We start from the raw sequence: 10,133 nt of genomic DNA, 5'->3' as shown, positions 1-10,133 counted from the left end.
GCGCGAAACTACTTCGCCGTCGTCGCCATTGCCGCCACTCTGCTCTGGATAAGGTAACTGTCCACACGGCCTAAGGCGGGCGCCAGCAAGGCGCTCGCGAAGGCCGTTGAACGGCGGGAGCACCATCCAATCGCCAGGGTCGACCAGTCGCGCCGAGCAGATCGCGCAGTCTCAATCGGGTTGAAGGGCCCCCTTCCCCAAAACAAAAATTGAAAAATATCAATGCATTATCAGGAAAGGATCCTGAATATACGTCCACCGCTGCTTCCGACCAGCTTGCGGCAAGATTTCCGCGCGACACTAAAATTAAGCAAAATGGAACCGTATTTTGCTCAATTGTGTTGGGTTGCATTCACCACTGCGGGAGGCGACTAGAATGACGGATGAGCAGCTAGCTCTTCAGGCCGTTCGTGATGCCCAGGGCATACTTGAAGAATATTTGCAGCCGCGACCGCGCAATAACGAGCGCGTCATCCTTGATAGATTGGTGGAAGTATTGGAGCGGCCCGACCTTCTTGTCGCCGTCAACCGGATGCAGCGCGGCCTGTAGCCGCGTCGTCGCCCGCCCCTGCGGCCTCACTGGCCTGCGCAAGCGCCAGCCAATCGGCTGCGAGCGTCAGCCAGGCATCTTCGTCCACCGGACAGCGAGCTTCTGCCGCCCGGTCCTTGCATTCCTGGGCTAGCTGACGAAACCGGACCAAATCTTCCCTCATGCCAGAGCTACGCTCCAACTGAGCAAAAGTTGCAGAGGGCTGCTGACGATTAACGATACACCGGACGGTCCCGCCCTATTCCCGCGCCGGGATCAAATAAGTTTTCTTTGGCGTCATACCCTTGTGGCATACGCGTTGCACTTCAATGGGTACTGGGGATTTCAGGGGCCCAGTATGAGACAGGGCGCCGCCGGGACAGTGTATTTCAAGCCCGGCGGCGTACCTTTCTGAGGCACGTTGAACAGGGCCGACAGCACGCTTGGCGAAGCGCTCTGCCTCTCGACTACGGCCCGCCGTCCCTGAGCCACAGCAGCGTGTCGGTCCAGAAGCCGGCCGCGTGAGCGTCATGGAACAGATTGAAATGGCCGATCGTCTTGCGACCGTAGTCGGGCGGCTCGAGCAGCACGGCCGTGCGCGATGCGCCGGTGTAGTAGCCGAGCGTGCGGCGGATCGCCGGCACGGTGCCGAGTTCGTCGTCCGACACGGCAACCGCAAGGATCGGCGCCGTCACCGTTGCCATCCGTGAGAGCACGGCCCGCCTCTCGCCGCGCGGATGGCTGTGCTCGAAGCGTCGCCCGCGGAAACTCCATTCATTGGCGACGCCGGCAGGCAGATCCTCCAGCCAGCCGAGCCTGCGGCCGGGGAAATAGCCGCAGAGCGCCGTCATGACGGGCATGGCGACATGCCATTTGAGGAACAGGCCGGACCGCCGGCGCGGCGCATAGTCGCCCCACCAGGCATACTGCGCGCCGACCGTCAGCATCCGCTCGATCAAGCCAGCGCTTTCGGCGAGCCCCGGCAGGAAACCGCCGATGCTGTGGCCGACGACGATGAGGCGAGCCTGGGGCCTATACTCGTGCATGAAGCAAAGCGCCGCCTCGAAATCGAGTTCGCCCCAGTCGCGCCAGCGATAGCCGCAGCCTCTCAAGCGGGACGGCCGCGAAGCGCCGATGCCGCGATAGTCATAGGTGAGGACATCGAAGCCGTGGTTCGCCAGAAAGCATGCATAGCGGTGGTAGTAGCGCGCAGCCACTCCCGTTGCCGCATTGACGATGATGCTGCCGGCGGAGCGGCCGGCTGGCGCAAGCCACAAATGGCCGCCAATCGTTACGCCATCCCGGCAGGGAATCGTGACTTCTATCCCATCCTCAATCGATATGCGCAACGCCACCTTGGTCATGTGCGCGACGATAAGAGGTGGGCGGCGTTGTGTATATTCACTGGTTAGTATACATCGGGCTCATGAGCGAGACTGGCCGTTCGACGCGTGAGCGCATCCTTCAAGCCGCCGGCAAGTTGTTCTACGGCGAGGGCATCCGCGCCGTCAGCGTCGATGCCGTGGCGGAGAAAGCCGGCCTCACCAAGCGGACGCTCTACTATCATTTCCGTAGCAAGGACGATCTGATCGCGGCCTATCTCGAGATCCGCGACCAGCCAAATCTCGCTTTGTTCAAGCGCTGGTTTGCCGAGGCCGATGGTGACGTGGCCGCCAAGGTGGAAGCGATCTTTCGCAATCTGGCGCGGTCGGCACGCCATTCCAAATGGAAGGGTTGCGGCTTCCTGCGCACCTCGGTCGAACTGGTCAACCTGCCCGGTCATTCGGCGATGGTGATCGGCCGCGCGCACAAGAAACGCGTCGAAGACTGGCTTTGCTCCGTCTTCGAAGATGCTGTCGCCTCGCGGGAAGCGCGGCAGCTTGCGCGGCAGGTCATCCTGCTATTGGACGGCGCGTTTGCCGTCGTCCTGCTGCATCGGGATCCAAGCTACATGGAAACCGCTGGAGCAGCGGCCGCCCGTCTGGTTCGCGGGCTGATGCCGACGCCGCGCAAGTCAATCAAGGTTGCCAAGGTCCGGCGCACCATCCGGCCCCGGACTGGCTGACGTGCGATCGAGTGTTCCCGCCACCCAGCGCGCAACCGACGGACCGACGAACAGCAGCAGGATTACGCGCACGGTCTGCAGCGCCATGACGAAGGACGTGTCGACCTTGGTCGAGGCGGCGATGATCGCGGCGGCATCGACGCCGCCGGGGCTGGTGGCGAGATAGGCGGTCAGCGGATCGACGTGCAGGAACTCCACCAACAGCCACGCCAGCAGGCCGCAAAACCCCATCAGGATCGCGGTTGCGCCGATGCTTTGTGGCAGCGCGCGAGCAGCGGTCGCCAGCACGTCGCGCGTGAAGCGCAAGCCCGTGTTCCAGCCGATCAGCGCGTAGGTTGCGATCAGCACCAGTGGCGGCAGCTCGATCTTCACCCAGCCAAGCACGTTGAACACCGCTCCGAGAACGAGAGGACCAAGGAGCACGCCGGCCGGCATCCGTGCGGCAAGACCAGCTCCGACGAGCGCGATGGCCGCGGTGGCACCGAGGTTCGTCAGGTCGACCGGCGGAAAAAGCCCGGCACTGAAACGCCCGCCACCGCCGTGCGCAAACCATAGCGCCACCACCGAGGCCGCCGCGGCGACCAGCACGACGCGCAGATACTGCATGAAAGCAACGAGTCGGAAATCGGCGCCATGGGCCTCGGCCATCACCATCATCACCGTGGCGGCGCCCGGCAGCATGCCCCACACCGCCGTGGTGCCGGGGATGATGCGCAAGCGGCTCATGGTCCAGCCGATCAGAACGCTTGCGCCGACCGAAAGCGCTACGGTGGCGAGGATGATCGGCCAGTAGTGCACGAAGCCGCTGATGATTGCCGGCGTGATCGATTGCGCGACGAGGCAGCCAATGATTGCCTGGGCGGCTACGATCAGCAGGCGGGGCACCCTCACCGCCCCTCCGCCCATCTGCACCAGCGCGGCCGCGGCCAGCGGCCCCAGCAGCAAGGCGGCAGGCAGCTTCACCCACTGCAGCACGCCGGCCATCAGCAGCGAAACTACGAAGAGCACCGCCCAGCGGACGGCGACCGGGAGCGGTCGGAGCGGGAGATAGGCTCGCGGCTCGTTCACCGCTGCATCTCGATCTCGGCCGCTTTTGCTACGCGGCCAAGCCGCGGGAAAATGTGCTCGAAGGCAAAGGCATGTATGTCGGCCGAACGACCGGCGCTCGCGTCTTCCGCCAGCACGACCTCATAGCCATGCTCATGCGCGGAACGCGCGGTCGATTCGACGCCCATATTGGTAGCGATGCCACCAATCACCACGGTAGTCACGCCGCGCCGGCGGAGCTGCAGATCGAGCTCCGTGCCGTAGAATGCGCCCCATTGCCGCTTGGTGATCCTGATATCCGACGGTTCGGCGAGGCCATCGGCCAGCTCCGACCAGCCCTCGGGAAAGCCGCCGGGCGGCGCTTGCATCGGTTGGTCGACCGGCGCCTTCAGCGCGTCGCTGAAGTCGGGCGAGAAGGCGACGTTGACGAGGACGACGGGCGCCTTGGCCGCGCGGAAGTGCCGGGCCAGCTCCTGTCCCCGGGCAAGGACGGCCGCACCGGAATGGGGCTCGGTCGGCAGGCCGACGATGCCTTTTTGAAGGTCGATCAGGATCAATGCCGTGGTCGCAGCGGGCAGGATGAGCATGGGATGTCCTTTCGCCAGATGGCAGCCTCCCCACCCGTTGCCGGGCGCGTGGGGAGCGGCTAAATACTTGAGGGAAAGCTCAAGCACGCACCACTCTATTTGAGGATATCCTCAACTTTGTCAAGTCAGGACCGCAAACCGCTCCAGCCGCAGCGCGAGGTCGGCCGTCAGCGCGTCGCCGAGCTCATGCATGCTGCGGCCGAGGTGATTCAGGAACGGGGCTTCGAGGCCGCGACCATGGCGGAGATCGCCGCACGGGCGGACGCCAAGATCGGCTCACTCTATCGCTTCTTTCCGAACAAGGACGCTGTCGCCGACGCCTTGATGCAGCACTATGCCGAGGTGCTGCGGGCGGAATACGACGCGATCCTCGCCCGCGCCGCCGACGCCAGTCCGGAGCAACTGGCCGACATCCTCATCGATCTCCTGGCCAAGCTCTATCCGCAGATCCGCGCAGTCACCGCGTTCTTGGATTCCCGCACCGACTGGACCGAGATCCGCCTTCGCTTCCGCAGCCAGACACTCGCCGGGATCAAGACAGCGCTGAAGCGTTGCGCGCCCGGCCTCGACGAGCACGAGGCCGAGGACATCGCCGCGGTCGTGCTCAACAACATGAAGACGATGGTCGGCATGACCATGAAGGACGCGCCAACGACCCCCGGCGCGCCCGAGCAGCTAAGATTGATGAACCGCCTCTATCTCGCCGCCAGGCTCGCGCCCGGCAGGCCGGCTGGATAGCCGTATCGGCTGCGAACAGCGGATGCATCGGAAGGCGGATCGTTGCCGCTTTCGTGAAAAACAGTGCGCATTTTGGGAAGCCTACTGCGGCCAACTTCTGCATTGCCGGCCGCGCTCGTGTTGCTCGAACACACGGTCGGAGCGGAGGATATCCGATGCGACTTGCTCTTTGCTTGGGCGTTCTGATCATGCTGTGCGCCGCCGCCGACGCGGCGACGGTGCGTCGCGTCAGACATCCCGAGCGGCACTTTCGTCTCGAACAGCCCGTTGTCCCGCCCCCACCCAAAGGATTCGCCGTGCCCGGCTGGACCGACGAGGAGACGCGACAATGGATCGACGGCGCCTCGGGTCCCAAGGGCTAGTCAATAGAGCTAGTGAGCACGTGCCTGTCAGGCCGCAGTAGCCAAGCTCCGCGCGGAATGTTACGCGACAATGATGGCGGCGGTCCCGGATGCACAGGTGAGCACAAGCAAGACAGGAAAGCTCGGCTTCCTGCCTCGCCTTGAATCGCTGCGCGGCATCGCAGCCGTCTCGGTCGTCGGCTATCACATGACGAGCCAGTTCACCGACACCTACGTCACGGGCATGGCGCCGGTCGTGATGTTCTTCGTGCTCAGCGGTTTCGTGCTGGCGCGCTCGCTGCAGAACAATCCGAACCCGATCACGTTTCTGCGACATCGCCTGTTCCGGCTCTTCCCCGCGGCGATCGCGGTGGTCGCTCTGCTGACGCTACTGCACCATCAATACGGCTTCTATGTCGGCTACGAGGGGAAATTCGATCCGCTCAACGTGGTGCTCAACGCGATCATGGTCCGCCATGACATCAACGGCGTGATGTGGTCGATGACGGTCGAGTGCTTCGCGACGCCGGTCATCCTGCTGTCGGTCTGGATTTTCCAGCGCTTCGGCCCGCAGCCGCTCATGGTGTCGATCGCAGTCCTGTTCGGGCTCTCCTTCTGGGGGGCCTATGTGCATTTGCTTGGGGGCATTTCCAACCTCGCGCCGCTCTACGCCTTCGTCGCCGGCATTCTCCTGCAGATGCAGGGCGAGCGGACGGCCGAGCGCCTCCGCACGGCCGCCGCCTGGATCCTGTCGATCGCGGCCATCGCCTTGTTCTGCTTCTGCGGATCACAGAAACAAACCGCGCCGATCATCGCGCTGGAAACCCTGAGCTCCTCGCTGCTCGTGCTGCTGGTCGCCTTTCGAAGCTCGATCGGCCTCTTTGCCGTTCTCGATCTCCGTCCGGTCCGTTTCTACGGCCGTATCTCTTACAGCTTCTATCTGCTTCACCCGATCGGCATGTGGCTCGCCGCCCGGCTGCTCGATGCGAGGGGACTGCCGGTCCTGCTCGCGATATCAGTGATGACGATTGTAGCGGTCGCGCTGACGACGCCGATGGCCTGGCTCTCCTGGCGCTATATCGAGAAACCCTTCATTGCCCTGGGCCGGCGGCTGGCCACGAAACAGCCCTCGCCGGCGAGCGCGATCGAACCTAGACAGCAGCAATTGCTGTCGCTCGCTCCGACCTCAGGGAAGGATCTCGAGTGAGGCGATCTTGTCGCCATCGAGCCCGAAGAAGTATCTGAGATCGATCGGACTACCGGGAAAGTCGCCGACTACATGCGCTGTGACGACGATCTTCCCGTCGCGTTCCTCTACAGCGAACGGCTCGCTCGTATAGTTGTATTTGGTCGATGCATCGGCCTTCCACTGCGCGATGGCCGCGCGCCCCTCGTGCTTGCGCCCTTCATCCTTCACGACGCCGCGTTCGCTGAAGCATTGCGCGATGGCATCGCCATCGCGGCTGTCGGCGGCAAAGTAAGCGGCAACTGGGCCCGGCAGATCGAGAGACATCGGATTTCCTTTCCTTTTGCGCGTCGGGAACGACGCGGTCGTGGATCGCGATTGCGTAGCCGGAAAGGTGTTTGTAGCTTCGCCAAACCGCAAGAACGCACGAAAAGGTAAGGTACTGACTTTTGGGTAAGGTTGAGTACACAGCCGCGAGCGCCGCCGAGGGCGTGGAGAAGGCGTTCAGGATGCTGGATGGCCGGTGGAAGCTCGTGATCCTCTTCCACCTGTTTAGCGGCAAATTGCTGCGCTTCTCTGACCTCGAGCGGGCGATCCCGGGGATCTCGCAGAAGATGCTGATCCAGCAACTGCGCCAGATGGAGAATGACGGCATCGTGCGTCGCATCGTCCATCACCAGGTGCCGCCGAAGGTCGAATACGGCCTGACCGATTGGGGACAATCCTTGTGTCCGGCGCTCGATGGGCTGCTCACCTGGGCCGAGCAGCGCCCGCCTGCGCCACCGCTAGACGCTGGTAGAAATGAATGAGGATATCTGGACGGCCCGGAGCAGAACGCCCCAGTTGTTCGGGTGCACGCCGTCGTGGGTGAGAGCCCGATAGTTGGTTTTGCTGACCCCTCCTGAGTTGAAGAGATCAAGACATGGGACGCGGTTTATTTCCGCTACGCGCAGCATTGCGCCGATGTAATCGCGAAGAAAATATCCGAGCTTGTTCGGATGTACATCGCTGTCGCGATCGTCTTGGGTTGGCAACCACCAGGGCGTGATGAGAAAGATCCGCGCCGTCGGGCAAGAATTCCGCAGGAGCCTGATCGAATGATTGAGCGCCCCTTTGAAGGTGTCGCTGCCGACATCATCGTCCGATCCGATCGGGCGGTCATAGCGGAAGTCGTTGGCGCCGTACTCCAGGGCAATGTGGGTGACGCTCGGAAGGTTCATCGCTCGCAGGTTACCAAGGGACGAGTCACGGACCGGTTCTCCGGTTCGTTTTTGTGCAGACCAATCGCCCGAGGAAATCGCGTTGGCGATCGCGTAAAGTGAAACAGGGTTGAGCGACGGCAATTTATGTTGACCGGCGGACGAACCCGGAAAGGCGCCATTGATGGCGAACATTCCAAGCCGCTCACCTATGAGGCTTGGTGTGGCTCCGCCATGGGTTGAGCCGGTGCCCGCGCTGATGCTGGTCCCGAGCTGAAGATAACAGCCGCCGCGCATGGTATTCCGGCTGCCGGCCCAAAAGGCTGTGCCCAAACCTACCGCGCCGATTCCGAATGTCTTAAGAAAAGCCCGCCGCTCCATGGGCCGGCTCTCTATCATCCATAACCGGCTCGGGGCAACCGCGCCCCTCACTCTCCGTTATTGCGAGCGCAGCGAAGCAATGACGATGTGGATGCAACGGGTGCGACAAATCAACCCGTCGGGCAAATCAGCAAAAGTCTGTCCATCCCTCGCGCGAAAAACATTCCCGCTTCCGTCGTCGGGCAAATCAGTGATTTAACTCCGCGCGTCTCACCCGGATGAGCGGCGGCTCGCGATCGTCACGAACGTTGCGGTGAGATGCGGTGGACGAGAGTGTCACGACTGACGAGCGTGACATCAGCGGACGGCGAAGTCGTGTGGTCCTGGCGCCCCGACGCTGGCGCTAAGCTTCGTGCGAACAAGTTCGCACTAGATGACGGTGGCAAGAAAGCCCGGTCACCGGGGAGAGCACGAAGGAAGCCGTAACACCATCGCGCAGGGAAAGCCGGAATGCTTCGGTTGAACCTGTGGTCCTACCCCCGTGCTTTTTGTTGCACGGGACCCACGGGTGCAACCGGCACCCGGCTTTCCCTGCGCCCTCTGTTCGATGAGAGGGTGGAAAGTGACGCAAAGCTCGGGCAGCAGGTGCCGCGAGAACGCGAACTCATATCCTCTTACCACACTTCATCGTCATGCCCCGCGAAGGCGGGGCATCCAGTATCCGGCGGCCTCTCGGCTCAAGCACCGCTGCCTCTGGAATACTGGATCGTCCGCCTTCGCGGACGATGACCGCGGAGAGCTGTTTGAAATTTGAATCTGAAATCCACCCCACGTCGTCCCGAGCTTGACCCGGGACCCATAATCACAGGCCTCTCTAGTGCGCTCCGCTGCAACCACTTGCCCCCGCCACAACACCTGCCTGTGGTTATGGGTCCCGTCTTTCGACGGGACGACAGTAGGATGGGTAGAGGGCAGCGAAACCCATCATTCGCGCGGCTTGCTCGATCGCGATGGGTTTCGTTGCCCTCTACCCATCCTACAGGGCATCAGAAGCGAGCGGCCGGCACTACTCCTACCCCGCCAGCCGCTCCGCATATTCGATCGCTTCGATCAGGCTGACACCCGGGCGAAGCGCGTCGTCGTAGCGCCCCGACCGCGCCTCGATGCCCTGCCCGCGAAGCTGGTCGAGGATGCTCTCGCCGACCGGCTGAAAGCTCCCGTCCGGCCCCTTCGCGAACTGGCGGCCGGCGCGGGTGCAGCGTCCCTCGTGAGGAAACGCCGGCGCCACGATGCAGGCGTCCCAGAAGCCGGAGCGCAGGCAAGCATTGAGCTCCGCCGCCCAGGCACCGCGCATCAGGCTGTCGATCTTCTTGTAGGCCATGCCGGCGCCCCGAAGCAGCGGCGCCAGTTCCCGCGCGATGGCAAACGCCTGCTCGGCCCCGAGCTCCCGCGTGCCGCTGTCGATGGCGAAACTGCCGTGCCGGTCCGTGATCGAGTCCGCGCGCCAGGCCACGTCCAGCGGGTCCAGCGCGCCCACAAATTCAGCAGACGTGTCGAGCGCGCCGGTGAGATCGTCGGCCAGAAGCCTCAATTGCTGCATGATGCTGTGCCGGAAATGGTGTGCACGTCCTAGGCATCTGCCTCGCTGGATGCAATCCAACAATGGCGGTACGCCTTGGCTTTACGCTAGAATGTACCTTGCTCCAATGCGGGAGGTGTGGCGATGCCGAGAAAGGGAATCACCGGCCACGACGAATGGGTCATCACCGAGGCGCTGGCGACGGCGCTCGTCGCCCTCGAGCAGCTTCCGCCCAAACACCAGCCGCGACCGCATATGGAAGACATCCGAAAGCTGCTTGCCGCTGGCTGCGATCGCGGAACCGTCACCCTGCATCTGGCGCAAGCAAAGTGCCGGCTGTTTCCCGACGCCGATCCGCTGGCGATCTACGAGGAATACGGGCTCAGCGACGGGCAAGGCTGAGACGTTAAAGCATGATCCGGAAAAGTGGGCACCGGTTTTCCGAAAAAGATCATGCTCAAACAAAGCGCTAGGCCGTGTGGACTCTTGGGATTCTCAAATCAGATTGAACGTGATTCAAGGCTTTCTTTTAGGAGGAAGC

General features: G+C 62.9%; 13 protein-coding genes. 7 read left to right on the top strand and 6 right to left on the bottom strand.

The window, feature by feature from the left end:
- Window positions 1–376 precede the first annotated feature (376 nt).
- Window positions 377–550: a hypothetical protein gene (locus AAFX91_RS34565; protein WP_282526432.1), complete on the top strand. Its 174-nt coding sequence runs from the start codon at window positions 377–379 to the stop codon at window positions 548–550.
- A 446-nt stretch (window positions 551–996) separates the two neighbouring features.
- Here AAFX91_RS34565 and AAFX91_RS34560 read toward each other — a convergent pair whose 3' ends face one another.
- A complete protein-coding gene (locus AAFX91_RS34560) occupies window positions 997–1,893 on the bottom strand; it encodes an alpha/beta fold hydrolase (protein ID WP_394569545.1) in 897 nt (298 codons plus the stop codon).
- Between the two features lie 62 nt (window positions 1,894–1,955).
- On the opposite strand from AAFX91_RS34560, the gene AAFX91_RS34555 reads away from it, so the two are divergent.
- Window positions 1,956–2,594, top strand: coding sequence for a TetR/AcrR family transcriptional regulator (locus tag AAFX91_RS34555; protein ID WP_394569544.1), 639 nt, complete (start codon window positions 1,956–1,958; stop codon window positions 2,592–2,594).
- Here the strand turns inward: AAFX91_RS34555 and AAFX91_RS34550 are convergent.
- Together AAFX91_RS34550 and AAFX91_RS34545 are read right to left on the bottom strand one after the other, a co-directional pair.
- Entirely contained in the window at window positions 2,544–3,662 is a 1,119-nt protein-coding gene (locus tag AAFX91_RS34550; protein WP_394569543.1) for an AbrB family transcriptional regulator, read from the bottom strand. The genes AAFX91_RS34555 and AAFX91_RS34550 overlap by 51 nt on opposite strands.
- Entirely contained in the window at window positions 3,659–4,228 is a 570-nt protein-coding gene (locus AAFX91_RS34545; RefSeq protein WP_394569542.1) for a hydrolase, read from the bottom strand. Before AAFX91_RS34545 ends, AAFX91_RS34550 begins: the two co-directional genes overlap by 4 nt.
- A 117-nt stretch (window positions 4,229–4,345) precedes the next feature.
- Between AAFX91_RS34545 and AAFX91_RS34540 the strand changes: the two genes are divergently transcribed.
- From AAFX91_RS34540 to AAFX91_RS34530, 3 genes are all read left to right on the top strand, one after another.
- Window positions 4,346–4,966 (top strand): TetR/AcrR family transcriptional regulator, encoded by a 621-nt coding sequence (locus tag AAFX91_RS34540; protein WP_207234674.1) that lies wholly within the window; start codon window positions 4,346–4,348, stop codon window positions 4,964–4,966.
- A gap of 155 nt (window positions 4,967–5,121) precedes the next feature.
- Window positions 5,122–5,328 carry a hypothetical protein gene (locus AAFX91_RS34535; RefSeq protein WP_130583918.1) on the top strand — a complete coding sequence of 69 codons (207 nt, stop codon included), beginning with the start codon at window positions 5,122–5,124 and terminating at the stop codon, window positions 5,326–5,328.
- Window positions 5,329–5,425: 97 nt separating this feature from the next.
- Window positions 5,426–6,514: an acyltransferase family protein gene (locus AAFX91_RS34530; protein WP_394569541.1), complete on the top strand. Its 1,089-nt coding sequence runs from the start codon at window positions 5,426–5,428 to the stop codon at window positions 6,512–6,514.
- On the opposite strand, the gene AAFX91_RS34525 is transcribed toward AAFX91_RS34530, so the two are convergent.
- Window positions 6,494–6,820: a nuclear transport factor 2 family protein gene (locus AAFX91_RS34525; RefSeq protein WP_130583916.1), complete on the bottom strand. Its 327-nt coding sequence runs from the start codon at window positions 6,818–6,820 to the stop codon at window positions 6,494–6,496. The two genes, AAFX91_RS34530 and AAFX91_RS34525, sit on opposite strands and share 21 nt — an antisense overlap.
- Before the next feature lie 182 nt (window positions 6,821–7,002).
- On the opposite strand from AAFX91_RS34525, the gene AAFX91_RS34520 reads away from it, so the two are divergent.
- Window positions 7,003–7,302: a helix-turn-helix domain-containing protein gene (locus tag AAFX91_RS34520; RefSeq protein WP_130583920.1), complete on the top strand. Its 300-nt coding sequence runs from the start codon at window positions 7,003–7,005 to the stop codon at window positions 7,300–7,302.
- Here the strand turns inward: AAFX91_RS34520 and AAFX91_RS34515 are convergent.
- Both AAFX91_RS34515 and AAFX91_RS34510 read right to left on the bottom strand, forming a co-directional pair.
- Window positions 7,279–8,073, bottom strand: a complete 795-nt coding sequence (locus AAFX91_RS34515; RefSeq protein ID WP_394569540.1) for a GDSL-type esterase/lipase family protein — start codon at window positions 8,071–8,073, stop codon at window positions 7,279–7,281. The two genes, AAFX91_RS34520 and AAFX91_RS34515, sit on opposite strands and share 24 nt — an antisense overlap.
- Before the next feature lie 1,012 nt (window positions 8,074–9,085).
- Window positions 9,086–9,613 (bottom strand): four-carbon acid sugar kinase family protein, encoded by a 528-nt coding sequence (locus AAFX91_RS34510; protein ID WP_394569539.1) that lies wholly within the window; start codon window positions 9,611–9,613, stop codon window positions 9,086–9,088.
- 123 nt (window positions 9,614–9,736) lie between these two features.
- Between AAFX91_RS34510 and AAFX91_RS34505 the strand changes: the two genes are divergently transcribed.
- Window positions 9,737–9,994: a hypothetical protein gene (locus AAFX91_RS34505; RefSeq protein WP_130231366.1), complete on the top strand. Its 258-nt coding sequence runs from the start codon at window positions 9,737–9,739 to the stop codon at window positions 9,992–9,994.
- The last annotated feature ends 139 nt before the right edge of the window (window positions 9,995–10,133 follow it).

The sequence above is a fragment of the Bradyrhizobium sp. 31Argb genome (assembly GCF_043638955.1).
Taxonomy (GTDB): Bacteria; Pseudomonadota; Alphaproteobacteria; order Rhizobiales; family Xanthobacteraceae; genus Bradyrhizobium.
The sequence above is the reverse complement of the archived record's forward strand: the minus strand, read 5'-3'. Positions and strand labels throughout refer to the sequence as shown.

Bases quoted from the DNA above. Each gene is read 5' to 3' on its own strand.
- AAFX91_RS34565 (WP_282526432.1), top strand. From the start codon at position 377: ATGACGGATGAGCAGCTAGCTCTTCAGGCCGTTCGTGATGCCCAGGGC.
- AAFX91_RS34560 (WP_394569545.1), bottom strand. From the start codon at position 1,893: ATGACCAAGGTGGCGTTGCGCATATCGATTGAGGATGGGATAGAAGTC.
- AAFX91_RS34555 (WP_394569544.1), top strand. From the start codon at position 1,956: ATGAGCGAGACTGGCCGTTCGACGCGTGAGCGCATCCTTCAAGCCGCC.
- AAFX91_RS34545 (WP_394569542.1), bottom strand. From the start codon at position 4,228: ATGCTCATCCTGCCCGCTGCGACCACGGCATTGATCCTGATCGACCTT.
- AAFX91_RS34535 (WP_130583918.1), top strand. From the start codon at position 5,122: ATGCGACTTGCTCTTTGCTTGGGCGTTCTGATCATGCTGTGCGCCGCC.
- AAFX91_RS34525 (WP_130583916.1), bottom strand. From the start codon at position 6,820: ATGTCTCTCGATCTGCCGGGCCCAGTTGCCGCTTACTTTGCCGCCGAC.
- AAFX91_RS34520 (WP_130583920.1), top strand. From the start codon at position 7,003: ATGCTGGATGGCCGGTGGAAGCTCGTGATCCTCTTCCACCTGTTTAGC.
- AAFX91_RS34515 (WP_394569540.1), bottom strand. From the start codon at position 8,073: ATGGAGCGGCGGGCTTTTCTTAAGACATTCGGAATCGGCGCGGTAGGT.
- AAFX91_RS34510 (WP_394569539.1), bottom strand. From the start codon at position 9,613: ATGCAGCAATTGAGGCTTCTGGCCGACGATCTCACCGGCGCGCTCGAC.
- AAFX91_RS34505 (WP_130231366.1), top strand. From the start codon at position 9,737: ATGCCGAGAAAGGGAATCACCGGCCACGACGAATGGGTCATCACCGAG.